Origin of the sequence: Paenibacillus tritici, assembly GCF_018207515.1 — a bacterium.
GTDB classification, from domain to species: domain Bacteria; phylum Bacillota; class Bacilli; order Paenibacillales; family Paenibacillaceae; genus Paenibacillus_AQ; species Paenibacillus_AQ tritici.
The window spans coordinates 941,999-959,160 of record NZ_CP073365.1; the positions used below are offsets into that span (position 1 = coordinate 941,999).

The 17,162-nt window shown below is 54.5% G+C and carries 12 protein-coding genes; 11 read left to right on the top strand and 1 reads right to left on the bottom strand.

All coding sequences use genetic code 11. The annotated features are described in order from the left end of the window. Positions 1–26: 26 nt before the first annotated feature. Positions 27–1,001, bottom strand: coding sequence for a DUF4003 family protein (locus KDC22_RS03990; protein WP_211722150.1), 975 nt, complete (start codon positions 999–1,001; stop codon positions 27–29). A 168-nt stretch (positions 1,002–1,169) separates the two neighbouring features. Here KDC22_RS03990 and KDC22_RS03995 point away from each other — a divergent pair, with 168 nt between their 5' ends. From KDC22_RS03995 to KDC22_RS04045, 11 genes are all read left to right on the top strand, one after another. Then, the gene (locus KDC22_RS03995) at positions 1,170–3,563 is read left to right on the top strand and encodes a GH36-type glycosyl hydrolase domain-containing protein (RefSeq protein WP_211722151.1); all 2,394 of its coding nucleotides are present in this window, start codon (positions 1,170–1,172) and stop codon (positions 3,561–3,563) included. Positions 3,564–3,625: 62 nt separating this feature from the next. Then, complete coding sequence (locus tag KDC22_RS04000) at positions 3,626–4,465, top strand: aldo/keto reductase (protein ID WP_211722152.1); 840 nt, start codon at positions 3,626–3,628, stop codon at positions 4,463–4,465. 158 nt (positions 4,466–4,623) lie between these two features. After that, positions 4,624–5,520 (top strand): SDR family oxidoreductase, encoded by an 897-nt coding sequence (locus KDC22_RS04005; RefSeq protein ID WP_211722153.1) that lies wholly within the window; start codon positions 4,624–4,626, stop codon positions 5,518–5,520. 136 nt (positions 5,521–5,656) lie between these two features. Then, positions 5,657–6,358, top strand: coding sequence for an ABC transporter ATP-binding protein (locus tag KDC22_RS04010; RefSeq protein WP_211722154.1), 702 nt, complete (start codon positions 5,657–5,659; stop codon positions 6,356–6,358). A gap of 13 nt (positions 6,359–6,371) precedes the next feature. Then, positions 6,372–8,936, top strand: a complete 2,565-nt coding sequence (locus tag KDC22_RS04015; protein ID WP_211722155.1) for an ABC transporter permease — start codon at positions 6,372–6,374, stop codon at positions 8,934–8,936. A gap of 567 nt (positions 8,937–9,503) precedes the next feature. After that, complete coding sequence (locus KDC22_RS04020; RefSeq protein WP_173138298.1) at positions 9,504–11,243, top strand: ABC transporter substrate-binding protein; 1,740 nt, start codon at positions 9,504–9,506, stop codon at positions 11,241–11,243. Between the two features lie 122 nt (positions 11,244–11,365). Then, entirely contained in the window at positions 11,366–12,337 is a 972-nt protein-coding gene (locus KDC22_RS04025) for an ABC transporter permease (RefSeq protein WP_173138296.1), read from the top strand. A 59-nt stretch (positions 12,338–12,396) separates the two neighbouring features. Next, positions 12,397–13,356 (top strand): ABC transporter permease, encoded by a 960-nt coding sequence (locus KDC22_RS04030; RefSeq protein ID WP_211723881.1) that lies wholly within the window; start codon positions 12,397–12,399, stop codon positions 13,354–13,356. Continuing rightward, entirely contained in the window at positions 13,323–14,339 is a 1,017-nt protein-coding gene (locus tag KDC22_RS04035) for an ABC transporter ATP-binding protein (protein ID WP_211722156.1), read from the top strand. Before KDC22_RS04030 ends, KDC22_RS04035 begins: the two co-directional genes overlap by 34 nt. Further along, positions 14,336–15,361 carry an ABC transporter ATP-binding protein gene (locus tag KDC22_RS04040; protein ID WP_246553280.1) on the top strand — a complete coding sequence of 342 codons (1,026 nt, stop codon included), beginning with the start codon at positions 14,336–14,338 and terminating at the stop codon, positions 15,359–15,361. Before KDC22_RS04035 ends, KDC22_RS04040 begins: the two co-directional genes overlap by 4 nt. A 404-nt stretch (positions 15,362–15,765) precedes the next feature. Then, entirely contained in the window at positions 15,766–17,148 is a 1,383-nt protein-coding gene (locus KDC22_RS04045) for a hypothetical protein (protein ID WP_211722157.1), read from the top strand. Positions 17,149–17,162: the final 14 nt, after the last annotated feature.

A 17,162-nucleotide genomic window follows, 5' to 3' on the forward strand; every position in this document is an offset into this window, starting at 1 on the left:
CCCGTATTATTGCCTAACTTATGAGTTCAAGACGACGCAGCAGCGGCAGCGGAGGCGGCGGCTACAGCGATTGCGGTCTGCTGGGCAATGATGATATTGGTCAGGCTGGTAGATAACATGGATTCAATGATGCCGTTCTTCACATCATCTACATATTGATAGGATACGAGGGCGGCAGACAGCAGGAGCAGCTCCTGCTTATTGACCGACCAGCCGCCGAACCCCTTCTGCGGACGCAGGAACTCATAGGTGTCCGAGACATCGCTGACCAGCTGCTCTTGCTCATAAGGGAGCAGCGACAGGATGCCCAGTGAAGAGAGCGTATACTCTTTGTCCAGCCGGATATCCCGTGCGCGGAAGGCCTCCCGCAGGCTAAGGACCCGGCTTGTGAGATCACCGCCGCCGAGCACCAGCACCTGTGTCAGTGCCTGCACGCTATTGCCGGAGAAGAATTCGGGCTTCAGTGTCACGTAGAGCTGCTCTAGCTGTTCTATGCCTTGCTGAATGTTGATATCGGAGAGGCCCAGCATGGCAGCGAAGATGTAATCGTCCCGTCCGGTCAGGAACCGGTGCTTCGCCCGCATCCCCTCATAGAATGCTTCAGTGCGTTCTATTGCCGTGGCATATTGATCGTAAGGGGTATGGGCAGCGATCTGATAGGCGGCAATTACCAGGTAGTCCGAGGCTCTGAACTTGCGTTCCTTCATCAGGTCATATACAGCAAGGGTATTCGCAAGCTGCTGTTCCGGCCGGGCTGAAAGGGAGAGCAGAGCCGCAATACAAATGGCTGAGGTTCCCCGGAAGGAGGAGAAGCCGCGGGTGTTGTCCTTAATCATCTCGTGGTACATGCGGATCGCTTCCACATTGGCCATCTTGCCCTCCACCGCGTAGAGCAGGGCTGCGAGACGGTTAACGGAGGCATTTTGCCAGGGGAATTCCTGTTTGATCTGCTGTGCATTATTTACGAATAGTTCAAGTCTTGCTATGTACGCTTCCTTCATGGGGTGCCCCTCTCATCTGTCAATGTTATTAGGTTTATTCTACTATAAAACCCAGAACGATGAAATTGAAACGGCTCGGGCTGACTTGCCGCCAAACCTATGAGAGCGTATTCTTAAATCAAGATATACTAGAGAGCAGAATGATAATCCGGAAAGAGAGGCACGAGAATGATAAGAGCATCTGAAGATAATGAATATTATGAGCTGTCGAGTCCGACGATTCTTCCCAAGGCTTCGGGGTTCCTGTGGAATGAGCAGATGATGATTCATATGAACTGCCGGGGATATGCGGTAGCCCAGTTCATGCAGCCCGAGCCTGCCAAGTACTCGTATGCGCCGAATCTGGAGGCCAAGACCTTCATGCAGCCGGAGCAGCCTTATTATGCCCACCATCCCGGCCGGTTCGTCTATGTGAAGGATGAGGAGAGCGGGGAGGTATTCTCTGCCCCTTATGAGCCCGTCCGTATGCCCCCCGACCACTACACCTTTGCTGTAGGCAAGCATAATATTGTATGGACCATTGAGAAGAATGGTATTGCGATCGAGATGACTCTGAGCCTGCCTACCAATGAGCCGATGGAGCTATGGCGGGTGAAGGTGACGAATCTGTCTTCGGCTCCGCGCACAATCAGCATCTATCCCTACTTCACCATCGGCTACATGTCATGGATGAATCAGTCCGGCGAATACAAGGAAGACTTGCAGGGAATCGTGGCTACAGCCGTTACGCCTTATCAGAAATATCAGGACTATGCCAAAATCAAGCATCTGAAGGACAAGACCTTCCTGCTGGCTGACCAGCCCCCCGCTTCCTGGGAGGTGAACCAGGAAGCCTTCGAGGGCGAAGGCGGAATCAGCTCACCGGCAGCACTTAAGAGCGAGCGGCTGTCCCGGGGCGAAGCCCGTTACGAATCACCGGCAGCCATTCTGCAGTACAGCATCGGCCTGAAGCCGGGGGAGGAGCGTGAATACCGCTTCATCTTCGGGCCTGCCCGGAGTGAGCAGGAGATTGCGGAGATCCGCCAGCGGATGTTCCTGGACACCAGTGAAGGCGGAGAAGACGGATTCGAGCTTGCTGAGCGTGAATATGCCGAATACATCCGCGAAGGCAGAGGCAGCATCGAGATTTCCACGCCGGATGCAGACCTGGATAACCTGGTCAACCACTGGCTGCCCCGGCAGATGTATTATCACGGGCAGACTAACCGCCTGACCACAGACCCTCAGACCCGGAATTATCTGCAGGATAATATGGGGATGAGCTATATGAAGCCGCAGATGGCAAGACGCGCGTTCCTGACGGCTTTAAGCCAGCAGGAGGTGAGCGGAGCCATGCCGGACGGCATTATTTTGCATGAAGCCGCGGAGCTGAAATATATCAATCAGGTGCCGCATACGGACCACTGTGTCTGGCTGCCCATCTGTCTCAGTACCTATCTGGATGAGACTGACGATTATAGCATTCTGGATGAGAGAGTTCCTTACGCAGGCGGGGATGAAGCGGGGACAGTCGCAGAGCATATCGACCGGGCGATGCACTGGCTGCTCCATGAGCGGGATGAGCGGGGTCTGAATTATATCAATCAGGGTGACTGGTGTGACCCGATGAATATGGTAGGCTACCGGGGCACAGGCGTATCCGGCTGGCTGACGATAGCCACGGCGTATGCCTGTATGATCTGGGCGGAGATCTGTGAGCGGAGCGGACGCCCGGATACCGGCAAGACCTTCCGCCTTGCGGCGGAAGAGGCGAATGCGGCAGTCAATCAGTATCTCTGGGACGGCGAATGGTATGCGCGGGGAATCACAGATGATAATGTCGTGTTCGGGATCAGTGAAGATAAGGAAGGCCGGATATTCATTAATCCCCAGGGCTGGGCGCTGCTCAGCGGTGCGGCGGATGAAGAGAAGCGGCAGAAGCTGATGAAGTCGGTCACGGAGCAGCTGGAGACCCCATATGGAGTGGAAAAGCTGGCCCCTTCCTACACAGCCATGCGTGAAGATGTCGGCCGGGTTACCCAGAAGCATCCGGGGACGGCGGAGAACGGGGCAGTCTATAATCATGCCGCAGCGTTCTATATCTATGGCCTGTATGCAGTGGGCGAGCAGGACCAGGCCTACCGCCTGCTGCGCAAAATGCTTCCCGGGCCGGACATCCAGGATATCATCCGGCGGGGACAGCTTCCGGTGTTCATTCCGAATTATTACCGGGGCGCGTATAAGCAATTCCCGCAGACTGCCGGACGCTCCAGCCATCTGTTCAATACCGGAACCGTTCCCTGGGTATACCGCTGTCTGATCGACGGATTGTTCGGACTGCAAGGGAACCGGGAAGGGCTGCAGGTGAGACCGCAGCTTCCTTCCGCCTGGCAGGAGGTGACGGTGAAACGCAGCTTCAGAGGCGCGGAGCTGCACATTGAGATGAAGCGAGAGACAGGGGTCCCGGCAACGGAAGTGTACCTGGACGGGGTGCCCGTGGAGGATGGTGTGTTGAAGGGGCTGAAACCGGGTATGCAGTATCATGTACGGGTCAAGCTTCCGGCAGTAGATCCGGCGGAATGAAGAGGGGCGAAGTTACCCGGCTAATACAATAGGCTACTACAATAGAGGAGGCTGCAATTCATATGACAAATCATATTCCGGAAGTACGGATGAACGATGGACTGAAGGTACCTGCGATTGGCTACGGAACGGCCTGGATCAAAGGTACGAAGGGCGTGAAGAATCTGAAGACTGCCCTGGATTTGGGGTATCGCCTGATTGATTCGGCATTCAACTATGAGAATGAAGGCGTTGTCGGGGAGGCGGTACGGCAGAGCGGGGTCCCCAGAGACCAGCTGTTCATCACCTCCAAGCTGCCCGGACGCCATCACAAGTATGATGAAGCGGTCGAGACTGTTCAGGAATCGCTGTACCGTGCAGGACTGGATTATTATGACCTGTATCTGATTCACTGGCCGAACCCCAAGGTGAACCTGTATGTGGAAGCGTGGCAGGCCCTGATTGAAGCCCGGAAGCAGGGATTGATCCGTTCTATCGGAGTCAGTAACTTTTTGCCGGAGCATCTGGACCGCCTGATTAAGGAGACGGGTGTCGTGCCCAGTGTGAATCAGATTGAGCTGCATCCCTATTATAATCAGGCAGAGCAGCGTGCTTACCATAAGAAGCATGGAATCATTACAGAATCCTGGAGCCCGCTGGGACGCGGCACGGAGCTGCTGAAGAATGAACAGCTGAGTGCGATCGCCGCAGCCCATGACAAATCGGTCTCACAGATTGTTCTGCGCTGGCATGTGCAGCTGGGGGCGGTTCCGATTCCAAGATCAGCGTCCGAAGAGCATCAGCGGGAGAATCTTGAAATTTTTGATTTCGCTTTGTCAGAGGAAGAGATGAAGGTGATTTCGGAGATTCCCACAACCGGACCGCTGTGGGATCAGGACCCGCAGGTATACGAAGAATTCTGAGAATGGCTTATATGAAGAGGTACAGCCCCTTGCTCCCGAAGCAGGGGTTTTTTTGTAGTGCGGCCCATACATAATTCGTTTAATAAAAAGGGAAGCTGGTTACATAGAAAGTGTCTGAAGCCTATTCAGAATCAGAACCCAGCAGAGGAGGAAACATCATGAGTGATCAATATAAGATTCAGGACCCTGTTAAGCAATATGACAAGGCTACACCGGAATTCGAGCAGCAGCAGCCAAGTCCCGGACTGGAGACCAAGATGCATCCGCGTCCCGATGACGGGGCGGGAACGTACCAGGGCAGCGGAAAGCTCACCGGTCGCAAGGCCGTGATCACCGGAGCGGACAGCGGAATCGGGCGGGCGGTAGCGATTGCTTTTGCCCGTGAAGGTGCCGATGTGGTACTTGCCTATCTGCCGGAGGAAGAAGCTGACGCGAAGGAAGTGGTCCGGCTGGTGGAGGAAGCCGGCCGTAAGGCGGTTGCCCTGCCGGGCGACCTGAAGGACGAGAAGTACTGTGAGCAGCTGATTGCCAAGGCCGTCGAGGAGCTTGGCGGGATTGATATCCTGGCTAACATTGCCGGTAAGCAGCAGTTCGTGAAGGAGATCGCGGACCTGACTACAGAGCAGTTCGATGCTACCTTCAAGACGAATGTCTACGCGATGTTCTGGCTCTGCAAGGCGGCGGTGAAGCAGATGAAGCCCGGCAGCACCATTATCAACACCTCTTCTATTCAGGCCTATGAGCCTGCACCGATACTGCTCGATTATGCGACCACCAAGAGCGCAATCAATACCTTCAGCAAATCGCTGGCCCAGCAGGTGGCTGCCAAGGGAATCCGGGTCAATGTAGTCGCCCCCGGGCCTGTGTGGACCCCGCTTCAGGTGAGCGGCGGACAGCCGGAGGAAGTCTTGGGAGAATTCGGAGCCAAGACTCCGCTGGGACGTCCCGGCCAGCCGGCGGAGATGGCCCCGGCATACGTATTCCTGGCCAGCCAGGAATCCAGTTATGTCAGCGGCGAGACGCTGAATGCCAACGGCGGAATGCCGACTCCATAATCAGCTTTGTGCTTGAACCTCCGCAAGGAGGTTTTTTGCTGCTTGATCGTTTCACTTGCTGCGCTTTTGCATTCACAGGGGGTTCGTGTGCTACACTTGGATATAGGCAGTTGTGGAGAAGACAGGAGGAGACAGCATGGCGTTCGTAACGGTGAAGGACGAATATAAGCGTTATAAGATGGGGGAGACCCTGATTGTTGCCAATGACGGCATTGAATTTGAGATTGAAAAGGGTGAATTTGCTGTCATTGTTGGACCCAGCGGAGCGGGGAAGTCAACAGTGCTTAACATACTGGGCGGAATGGATTCCGCCGACGAAGGCCAGGTCATTGTGGACGGTACGGACATCGCACGATTCAGCGCTAAGGAATTGACCGGCTACCGCCGTAATGACGTAGGCTTCGTGTTTCAGTTCTATAATCTGGTCCCAAACCTGACGACCCTGGAGAATGTCGAGCTGGCTTCACAGATCTCCCCACGGGCGCTGGATGCGCGGAAGGTGCTGGAGGATGTGGGTCTTGGAGCGCGGCTGAATAACTTCCCGGCCCAGCTGTCGGGCGGGGAGCAGCAGCGTGTCGCTATTGCCAGAGCGCTGGCCAAGCAGCCGAAGCTGCTGCTCTGCGATGAGCCGACCGGTGCGCTGGATTACAATACCGGCAAGCAGGTGCTCAAGCTGCTGCAGGATACCTGCCGCAATACCGGAACTACAGTGATTGTCATTACCCATAACCTGGCGATCGCCCCGATGGCTGACCGGGTGATTGAAATCAACAACGCCAAGGTACGGAAAATGGTGAAGAACCCAGCACCGGTATCCGTGGACGACATCGAATGGTAAGGAGCCGGGAATCATGAAGAAACGGGCATTATGGAAGGATGTTTTTCGGGAGATCCGCCACACCAAGGCGAGGTTTCTCTCGATCTTTGCAATTATTATGCTGGGGGTAAGCTTCTTCTCCGGGATCAAATCGGCGGGGCCGGATATGCTGGACACCGCAGCGACGTATTATAAGGATCTGCGGCTGATGGATCTGCGGGTCCAGTCCACTTACGGGCTGTCGGAGCAAGGGATAGCGAAGCTGCGGGACATTCCCGGGGTGCAGACGGTTCAGCCTGTGTACAGCTCCGATGTGTTCCTTGGCGATAGCGGGCTGATTGCCAAGGTCTATTCGTATGCGGATGATAATAAGCTGAACGGGTATAAGCTCACCGCCGGGCGCCTGCCCGCAGCCACGGGAGAGATGGTGCTGGATGAGCATCTGCAGGAGGAGAAGAAATTCTCGCTGGGCGATTCGGTTACCTTCGGCGGGGAAGCCGGGGAGAAGCCCGAACAGAGCTTCCGGACACAGACCTACACCGTAGTAGGCTTCGCGCAGAGTCCGCAATATATTGAGACCGCGAACCGCGGAACGAGCCGGATCGGCAAAGGGACCGCCGATGCGTTTGCCGTCATCCCGGAAGAGGATTTCATCCTTCCGGTATATACGGAAGCCTATCTCAGCTTCAAGGATACGGCGGCACAAACCGCCTATACGCCTGCTTACGACAGCCTGATCGAGCGGCATCTCTCCGAGACAGAGGAGGCGCTGAAGGATTATCCGGGGCAGCGCCTGGAGGAATTGAAGGCGGAAGCCGCAGCGAAGCTGGCTGCGGGACTTCAGGCAGCGGATGCCTCGCAGCAGCAGCAACAGGCGGCAGGGCCTTCGGCATCCGCCGCGCAGAGCCAGCCGGAGCTGCCGAAGGTGTATGTGACGGACCGGACGATCAATCCCGGATACGCCGAATACAAGGATAATGCGGACCGTCTGTCCGCGATTGCATCGGCCTTTCCGGTATTCTTTTTCCTGATTGCAGCACTCGTCAGCTTAACGACTATGACCCGTATGGTAGAGGAACAGCGGCTGCAGATCGGGACTCTGAAGGCACTGGGTTACGGGGCTATGGATATTATGGCCAAGTTTCTGGTGTATGGCACACTGGCCAGCCTTGCGGCTTCCATTGCCGGTCTGGCCATCGGCTTCACGTTCTTTCCGGACATTATCTATAATGCCTACAGCCAGCTCTACAACCTGCCGGATGTGATCAAAAGCTTCTATCCGTCCTACGCCGTGATTTCCATAATCGTGGCGCTGGTCTGTACCGCTATGACGGCCATGATCGCCTCCCGGGTAGAGCTGCGCAGCAACGCATCCGTGCTGATGCGGCCCAAGGCACCGAAGAGCGGTCAGCGGATTATGCTGGAGCGGTTCAGCTTCTTGTGGACCAGGCTCAGCTTCGTGCAGAAGGTGACGGCCCGGAATCTGTTCCGCTACAAGCAGCGGATGTTCATGACCGTCATCGGAGTCGCCGGCTGTACAGCGCTTATCCTGACGGGCTTTGGACTGAAGGATTCCATCGGCAGTATCGCTGAGCGGCAGTTCGGCGGGATTATGAAATACAGCGCCCTAGTAGCCTTGCATGACAATGCACCGGCCGCCGATGCAGCTTCCTACCAGAAGCTGATTGAACAGGAGACTGCGGTTACGGGAACGCTGGATGTGCTTCAGGAAGCCGTGACGGTCCGGGCCAAAGGCGTTAACGACCAGGAGGCGCGGATCTTTGTGCCTGCCGATACGCAGCAGTTGGCCTCCTTCGTTAATCTGAAGGACCGTACCACTGGTAAGCAGCGTGTATTGAATAGCGAGGGTGCAGTTATTACAGAGAAGCTCGCCAAGCTGTATGGTCTGGCTCCCGGAGACAGCCTGAGCGTCCTGGACAGCAACAATGAGGAATTCCAGATCAGGATTGCGGCGGTCACCGAGAACTATGTGCTGCATTATGTGTACATGACTCCGGCGTACTTCGCAGAAGTATTCGGGCAAGAGCCGGTCTTTAACACTCAATTGCTGAACTACAGCGGCAAGGATAAGCAGTGGGAGAACAGCTTCGGAGAGAAGCTCACTGCGAATGGACAGGTGGCGTTGGTCAGCTTTTCCAGCGGGGTGGGGGAAGCCTTTGAAGGAACCATGGAGAGTATGGATATTGTCATTGTGGTGCTGATTGTATCGGCTGCTGCGCTTGCCTTCGTGGTCCTGTATAACCTGACGAATATCAATGTGTCGGAGCGGGTCCGGGAATTATCAACGATTAAGGTGCTCGGTTTCTATGATAAGGAAGTTACGATGTATATTTACCGGGAGAACATTCTGCTGACGCTGCTCGGCATCCTGTCCGGCAGTGCACTGGGGATTATTCTGCATAGCTTTGTGCTCTCGACGGCTGAGCTGGATGCCACAATGTTCGCACCGCTGATCAAGTGGCAGAGCTATATCTATGCAGCCTTACTGACTGTTCTGTTCTCGGGGATTGTAATGGTGTTCATGCATCTTAAGCTTAAGCGGATTCATATGATCGAAGCGCTGAAATCTGTAGAGTAGCACAAGCAGGCGAATGAGGAAGGATGATTAGCTGAGGGCGGAGCTGCCCCTAGCTATAATCCTTCTTTTTTGCGTCCAAAAACAAGAGGGATGACAGGGAGATTCATAGTCGGAAGATGGAATTATATGGTGGTTGGTGTCGAAATAACGCAAAAATAATAGAATGGTGTCATGAAAACTGACCTAATTGACGCATTGTGAAAATGATTAGGACCAATATAAACGCTTACATCGCATGAAGTTGGAATTAAATGTTTTTGTAGCAAAAAAATAAGATTTAAAGATGACAAATAAATCTATTGACGTAAGAAATATTCACATGTAATATAAACCATAATTTATACAGGGATTGTTTTTGGCCCCTAACCGGGGAAATTGTCCCTGACTCTAATTGACCTGCGGTCTATTTATCGCAGCCCTACAATATATATTAGATGTGATGTTATGTCACATATATTGCGAAGGCGGTCATTAGCAGACTCAGGCACATCCTAATCCAGAACATCCCAGTCTCCCGAGAAGTTTGGAAGAGAAGGTACAAGCACTTAACTAAGGAGGAGTAAAGGAATGGCGAAAAAGAGAAAATGGTGGTCTGGTTTACTTGTCTTATCATTGGTAGGGGTTCTGTTCACAGGTTGCAGTACCAATAACACTGCAAGTCCAACAAGTGCTCCTGCAGCAACTGAGGCTCCTGCCGGGAGCGAGGCGCCGGATGCTACTGAAGCACCTGCGGCAGACGGGCCTGTGGATGGCGGAACCCTTGTTACAAGTACATTTTCCGATATTGTTAATCTTAATCCTCTCTTAATCAATGACACCTCTTCAGGCGATGTGGCCCAATTCGTCTTCGCCAAGCTGTATAACCTGGACCGCGAAGGCAATGTGCAGGCAGAGGATTGGTCTCTGGCTGCCGCGCTTCCTGAGATCTCCGAAGATGGCTTGACCTATACCGTGAAGCTGAAGGATACCGCCAAATGGAGTGACGGCCAGCCGGTCACGGCGGATGATGTAGTGTATACCATTGAAACGGCCAAGAACCCCGAGACCGGCTCACCGCTGACCAGTGCCTTTGATAAGGTGAAGAGCGCAGAGAAGGTCGATGCCCAGACTGTAAAAATCACCATGACTCAAGTGTACGCGCCATTCCTGTACGCGCTGGTTCAGGAGATTGTTCCGGCCCATATCCTTAAGGATGTGAAGCCAACCGAAATGCAGAAGAATGCCTATGGTACAGATCCGGCCAAGACCGTTACCAGCGGACCCTGGAAATGGACTGCCTGGAAGCAGGGCGAGAGCCACACCCTGGATGCCGATCCGAACTACTGGGGGACGGTGAAGCCGCATATCGCTCAAATTGTGTACAAAGTCTACGCCGACCAGAACACTGAAGTTCAGGCGATTATGAAGGGGGATACGGATCATATCAGTGCGATTCCGGTAACGCAGGTCGAAGCCGTTAAGGCTGCCGGAAACATTGATATTATCCAGAAGCCCGGCGCGCAGTATGAATATGTAATGTTCAACTTCGACGGCAAGAACTTCCCGGATAACTACGGCCTGTTCGCCGGACAGAAGACCAGACAGGCAATCGCCCATGCCCTGAACCGTCAGGGGATGGTGGACAACATTCTCAAAGGTGTAGGCGCCCTGATGAATGCTCCTTTCCTTCCCGACACTTGGGCTGATCCGAAGGATGCCGCTGTGAATTATGATTACAATGCCGAAACCGCCAAGAAGCTCCTGGCTGAAGACGGCTGGGTTGCCGGAACGGATGGCATTCTTGCCAAAGACGGACACCGCTTCTCCTTCGAGCTGCAGTACAATGCCGGCAACAGCCGCCGCGAGCAGGTTGCCGCTGTGATCCAGCAGAACCTGAAGGATGTCGGGATTGAAGTGAAGCCTAAGGCAATTGACTTCGCAGCCTGGATTGACCAGAACGTCACACCGGGTAAATTCCAGGCCCTGCTGCTTGCGTGGTCGCTGAATACACCGGACCCGGATGCAGAGAGTATCTTCTCCTCCAAATACTTCCCGCCTGCCGGACAGAACAGCGGCTGGTACAAGAACGAGAAGCTGGACCAATTATGGGTAGACGGGTATTCCACGGTTGACCAGGATAAGCGGAAGGACATCTACAAAGAAGTGGGTAAAGAAATTTCCACCGACCTTCCATATGTATTCCTCTATCAGTATGGTCAGGCGATCGGAACAGGCTCCCGGGTGCACTGGGCAGAGGAGGATGCTCCCGAGCCGTCACTGGGCTACGGACAGTTCTTCCATGCGATCAAATGGTGGGTAACTGACTAACGTTCCGGCTAACGGAATAGACTTGCGGGAGGTGAAAGAGAATTCTCTTTCACCTCCCCCTTTTGTATAACCGGGGGAGTCTTCCGTAATCTATCGCCTTACCATCTCTAGGAGGATAGCCTATGACAGAATATCTGATACGCCGAGTGCTTCAATCGGTATTGGTCATTTTTTTGATCACCATACTAACCTTTCTTCTCATCCATGCAGCACCGGGCGGACCGACTCAAGTGATGCTGGCTCCGGGCTTGTCCCCGGAAATTTTTGAGCAGCAAGCCAAGAACCTTGGGCTGGATCAGCCTGTTCCGGTACAGTATGTGCGCTGGATCGGCGACCTGCTGCAAGGTGACTTGGGTTACACCTTCAAGAACCATATTGCGATCTCAGACCTGCTCTGGCCGCGTATCGGCAATACCGTGATCCTGATGGGGGCGGCTTGGCTGGTATCGCTGCTGATCGCCATACCTTGGGGAATCTACAACAGTACCAAAGTGTATGGAATATCGGATCAAACTGCTTCATTCCTCTCTTATCTGGGCTTCGCCATGCCGACCTTCTGGTTCGGGATTCTGCTGCAGCAATGGCTGTCGCTCAAGCTGGACTGGTTCCCTCTATCGGATATGTATTCAAGAGGGAAAGAAGGCAATCTAGGTGATTTATTCATGCATCTGGTGTTGCCGGTAACCGTGCTGGCACTTGGTTTCCTGGCATCTTATATGAAGTACGCGCGGGCCAGTATGCTGGAGGTGCTCGATCAGGATTATATCCGCACGGCACGGGCCAAAGGTGTGAAGGAACGTAAGGTAGTCTTCCGCCATGCACTGCGTAATGCGCTGATTCCGATCATTACCATACTCGGCCTTGATCTTCCGCTGCTGGTGGGCGGGGCCGCACTAACAGAGAATGTATTCAACTGGCCGGGAATGGGCCGTTGGTTCGTGGAGATGGCAAGTGCGCGCGAATATTCGGCACTGATGTCTGTCACTATAGTGACGGCTGTTATGGTCGTCATCGGCAATCTCCTGGCAGATATACTGTATGTAGTAGTCGATCCCCGGGTGAAGCTCGGTAAGCAAGGGGGCAAAGCAGCATGAGTAAAGGGAATATAGAGCTAACCAAAGGGAAGGTATCCAAGCCGCTGGGAACACCGGATATGAATCCGATGCCCGGAGGGACTGACCCGGAGATTCCGGTAGTGGATTCCAAGCGGCCTCCGGGTCCCTGGAGAGTGTTGTGGAAGAAATTCTCGCGCAATCCGTTTGCGATGGGCGGTCTGATCGTACTGCTTATATTTGTAATCATTGCGCTCCTCGCTCCTCGCCTGACCCCATATAGTCCGGAAGCTATTGACCTGATGTTTGCCAATCTGAAGCCGGGCGCGGAAGGCCATGTACTTGGCACCGATGAGCTGGGCCGTGATATTCTCACCAGACTGCTGTACAGTGCACGTGTCTCGCTGCTCATCGGCTTCTCCGTTGCGTTTGTTTCTGTAGCGGTCGGATCGGTGATCGGGGCAATTTCCGGTTACTTTGGCGGATTCGTGGATACGGTGTTCATGCGCATTGTTGATGTGATGAACTCGGTGCCATCCTTGTTCCTTAATATCCTGGTTATGGCCCTGTTTGGCACACAGATTAAATTCATGATTCTTATTCTGGCATTTACCAGCTGGATGAGTATTGCCCGGCTGGTCCGCGGGACCTTCCTGCAGCTGCGTGAAATGCAGTATGTAGAGGCGGCCCGGGCCATTGGAGTCTCCAGCTGGGGAATTATATTCCGGCATCTGCTCCGGAATGCAAGCTTCCCGATTATTGTCAACGCGACTCTGATGGTCGGCGGCGCGATTCTGAGCGAATCTGCGTTGTCTTATCTGGGACTCGGTATCCAGGCTCCGGCCACAAGCTGGGGACTGATGCTCAGCAATGCTCAGGAATTCATGCTGGTTGACCCGATGCAGGCAGTCTATCCGGGCGTGTGCATCCTGCTGGTAGTCTTGGCAGTTAACTTCATCGGCGACGGAATCCGGGATGCGCTCGATCCCAGACAGCAAGTGACCAAATCCCGGAGGAGGCTCGCGCAATGGCGGAAAAACTACTCGAAATCCGGAAGCTGACCGCAGGCTTTGCGGCAGAGAAGGGGCTGCTCAAAGCAACCGACGGCATCTCCCTTACGGTAGACAAGGGCCAGACGGTCTGTATTGTCGGAGAATCCGGCAGCGGCAAAAGTGTAACCTCGCTGGCCATCATGCGGCTGATTGATTATGCAGGCGGGATGATCCTGGATGGACAGATTAACTTCCATGGACAGGATCTGGCGGCGAAGAGTCAGGAAGAGATGCGGCGAATCCGCGGCAACCAGATCGCAATGATCTTTCAGGACCCGATGTCCTCGCTCAATCCGGTATTTACGATAGGGGAACAGATCGCTGAGAGTCTGCGGCTCCACCAGAACAAAAGTGATGCTGAGGCTATGAAGCTGGCCGTGGATCTGATCCGGCTGGTCGGTATTCCGGCCCCGGAGATCCGCGCCAAGCAGTATCCGCATGAGCTGTCCGGCGGGATGTGCCAGCGTGTAGTCATTGCGATTGCGCTGGCGTGTAACCCTGAGCTGCTGATTGCCGATGAGCCGACAACCGCGCTTGATGTGACCGTGCAGGCACAGATTCTGGATCTGCTGCGCAAGCTTCAGTCAGAGCTTGGGATGTCCATCCTGCTCATCACCCATGACATGGGGGTTGCTGCCGAGATGGCAGACCGTATTGCTGTCATGTATGCCGGTGCCATCGTGGAGGAGGGAACTGTTGAGGAGATCTTCGACCGTCCCAGCCATCCGTATACGGTTGGGCTGCTCCAGTCGATACCGGGGTTCGAGGGCGGCCGGGGAGGGGAGCTGTATACCATCAGCGGAACGATTCCGCCGATTGGCCAGCTGCCTGGGGGCTGCCGCTTCCATCCGCGCTGTCCCCATGCGGTGGAACTCTGCAGGAACCAGGAGCCGCCGGATTTCATGATCTCTGACGATCACCGTACCGCTTGCTGGCTGTTCAAGGATAAGCCGGTTCTGGCGGACTACAGCGATGAGGTGAAACGCGCATGATGAATAAGACAGCAAGCTTACCGCAGCTTCCGCCATCGCCTTCTTCGGAAGTGCTGCTGGAAGTTAAGGATATTAAGAAGTACTTCCCGATTACCAAAGGACTGCTTAACCGGACAGTTGGACAGGTCAAGGCGGTAGATGGCGTTAATCTGTCCATCCGCCAAGGAGAGACCTTCGGCCTGGTCGGGGAATCCGGCTGCGGCAAATCGACCTTCGGGCGGGTGCTGCTCCGGCTGCAAAGTGCGACCGGAGGGCAGGTGTTATTCAAAGGCAAGGATATTCATTCGCTGCGTTCAGGCGACATGCGGAAGCTGCGGGAAGAGATGCAGATTATCTTCCAGGACCCGTTCGGCTCGCTGAATCCGCGCTTCCTCGTCAAGGATATCATCGGGGAGCCGCTGCGCATTCACCGGAATATGCCCGCTAAGCTTATAGATGCCCGGGTGGTCGAGCTGATGGAGCTGGTAGGTCTGGATGCCAGCCGCCGGAACCGTTACCCGCATGAATTCTCCGGCGGACAACGCCAGCGGATTGGCATCGCCCGGGCGATTGCGCTGAATCCGAAATTTATTGTGGCTGATGAGGCTGTATCTGCACTGGATGTATCGGTTCAATCCCAGGTCATCAATCTGCTGATGAAGCTGCAGAAGGAGCTGGGCTTAACCTTCCTGTTCATTGCACATGGTCTTAACGTAGTCCGCCATATCTCGGACCGCGTTGGGGTCATGTACTTGGGCAAGCTGGTGGAGGTGGGGGAGACCGAGGCGCTGTTCGCGGCTCCGCTGCATCCGTACACGGCTGCCTTGCTCTCGGCCATCCCCAAGCCGACGCCAAGACGCAAGCAGGACCGTATTGTGCTGGAGGGGGATGTGCCTTCCCCGGCCAATCCGCCGTCCGGCTGCCGGTTCCATACCCGCTGCCCGTTTGTGCAGGACAAATGCCGCCAGGTGGAGCCGCTGCTTGAAGAGGTTGTTCCAGGCCGTCCGGTGGCCTGTCATTTCCCGTTGCTGGCCCACTCCTGATGGATTAAGGATTGCCATAGGTTATGTCAAAGAGGAACGCTGCTGAATGATGCGGCGTTCCTCTTCGGCTTGTCATGCCGTAATAAACTATAAAGATTGAACTTGGAAATATACAGACAGGGAAAAGTGGCGGAGGAGAATTTTGGCACTGTAGGAGCGGTAGCGTCCGCCTTTGTCACCGGATTTCTACCGCTAGCAGCGGTTTATAATCGAGAAATCTGGGGACAACAGCGGCCGGAGGGCCAAACATTCTCCGGAGTCACGGCTATCCCGGAACGGAAAACTTACAAGGTCAATCTATATAATCATTGTGTTACACGCCTATCTATAAGAAAATGAGAAAAAGGCGGATTCTTATAATTCCAGTCCTAATCAAGAACGCAACGGATGCGGAACCGGAGGCAATGGTGAAAAAAGTAAACACAGCAATTTCAGCACTCTTCATACTGGTAATGATCGTAGCCGTCTGGGTCTGGGCAGTGTCCGTGCATACCTGGACCCCCATGGGAACACTGGCATCCCTGCTCTGCCTGACGTTGTTTATATGGACAGGCCTGCGGGCCATTCCCGCTCTGACAGGATACATCACCCGGCCTTATGCAACGGAAGCGGCAATTGGAGACGACTCACAGGAGGAACGTCAGCGGACATGGTGGAGGATTGTGCTGTGGGTGGTGGCGAGCCGCGTACTGCTGATCCTGGTGGCTTATGTATTCTGGGTACTTAAAGAGGGAGGCGCGGGGAGCTTATTCTCCCGCTTCATCGACATCTGGCATATCCGCGGAATTGACGCGATGTCGTATCTGGGCATTGCCGAGCGGTGGTATGTTACGGAAGGGGACCCGAGATTCCACATCGTATTTCTGCCGCTCTTTCCGGTGGCTATCAAGCTGGCGCAGTTCTTCACGGGCAGCTATATGGTTGCCGGTTTTGCCGTAGCCAATCTGTGTACCCTTGCGGCGGCATTGTTCGCTTACGAGCTGGCCCGGCTCGATATGGGACGCAGGAATGCCCTGCGCGTCGTGAAGTACATCTTCATCTTTCCATCGGCATTCTTCTTCTTCATTCCCATGACGGAAGCGCTGTTCCTGCTGCTCTCCCTGATGGCTCTGTATTATGTACGCAAGAAGCGCTGGCTGCTGGGCTGCCTGTGTGCTGCCCTGGCCGGCTTCACCCGTTCGCCGGGGATTCTGCTGGCCGTGCCGATTGCCGTGGAGTTCGCCCGGGATCTGGCCGCTGGTTACAGGCAGATGGACCGCAAGGCTTTTACCAACAGGCTGATCTTGGCGGGGGTCTCCCTGGTTACCGTCTCCTTCGGTCTGCTGGCCTATCTCTACATCAATTACAATGTGACGGGCAACGCGTTCCAGTTCAGTATTTATCAGCGGGAACACTGGTCCCAGCGGTTCTACTTCTTTTTCGATACGGTGAAATATCAGATGGAGTATGCCGTGAATACCTTCAAGGATGCGGATTACCGTTCCTTCCTGGGGCTGTGGCTGCCGAATCTGACAGGGATCTTCCTGGTCCTCTTCCTGATGATCCGCAGCACGAAGAAGCTTAATCCCGCCTACATGGCGTACATGATCGTCTATTTCGTTTACGTGGTGGCCCCGACCTGGCTGCTGTCCGCTCCGCGTTACTTCGCTGTAGCTTTTCCGCTGGCCTTCGCGGCTGTACTGTTGACTGAAGATAAGAAATGGAAAGATACTGTGCTGACCTCGCTATTCATTGCGGGCGGGCTGCTGTATCTGGCAGTGTTTGTATCCGGGTATCCGGTCTATTAGAAATTACAGAAATG

Bases quoted from the DNA above. Each gene is read 5' to 3' on its own strand.
- KDC22_RS03990 (WP_211722150.1), bottom strand. From the start codon at position 1,001: ATGAAGGAAGCGTACATAGCAAGACTTGAACTATTCGTAAATAATGCA.
- KDC22_RS03995 (WP_211722151.1), top strand. From the start codon at position 1,170: ATGATAAGAGCATCTGAAGATAATGAATATTATGAGCTGTCGAGTCCG.
- KDC22_RS04000 (WP_211722152.1), top strand. From the start codon at position 3,626: ATGACAAATCATATTCCGGAAGTACGGATGAACGATGGACTGAAGGTA.
- KDC22_RS04005 (WP_211722153.1), top strand. From the start codon at position 4,624: ATGAGTGATCAATATAAGATTCAGGACCCTGTTAAGCAATATGACAAG.
- KDC22_RS04010 (WP_211722154.1), top strand. From the start codon at position 5,657: ATGGCGTTCGTAACGGTGAAGGACGAATATAAGCGTTATAAGATGGGG.
- KDC22_RS04015 (WP_211722155.1), top strand. From the start codon at position 6,372: ATGAAGAAACGGGCATTATGGAAGGATGTTTTTCGGGAGATCCGCCAC.
- KDC22_RS04020 (WP_173138298.1), top strand. From the start codon at position 9,504: ATGGCGAAAAAGAGAAAATGGTGGTCTGGTTTACTTGTCTTATCATTG.
- KDC22_RS04025 (WP_173138296.1), top strand. From the start codon at position 11,366: ATGACAGAATATCTGATACGCCGAGTGCTTCAATCGGTATTGGTCATT.
- KDC22_RS04030 (WP_211723881.1), top strand. From the start codon at position 12,397: ATGAATCCGATGCCCGGAGGGACTGACCCGGAGATTCCGGTAGTGGAT.
- KDC22_RS04035 (WP_211722156.1), top strand. From the start codon at position 13,323: ATGGCGGAAAAACTACTCGAAATCCGGAAGCTGACCGCAGGCTTTGCG.
- KDC22_RS04040 (WP_246553280.1), top strand. From the start codon at position 14,336: ATGATGAATAAGACAGCAAGCTTACCGCAGCTTCCGCCATCGCCTTCT.
- KDC22_RS04045 (WP_211722157.1), top strand. From the start codon at position 15,766: ATGGTGAAAAAAGTAAACACAGCAATTTCAGCACTCTTCATACTGGTA.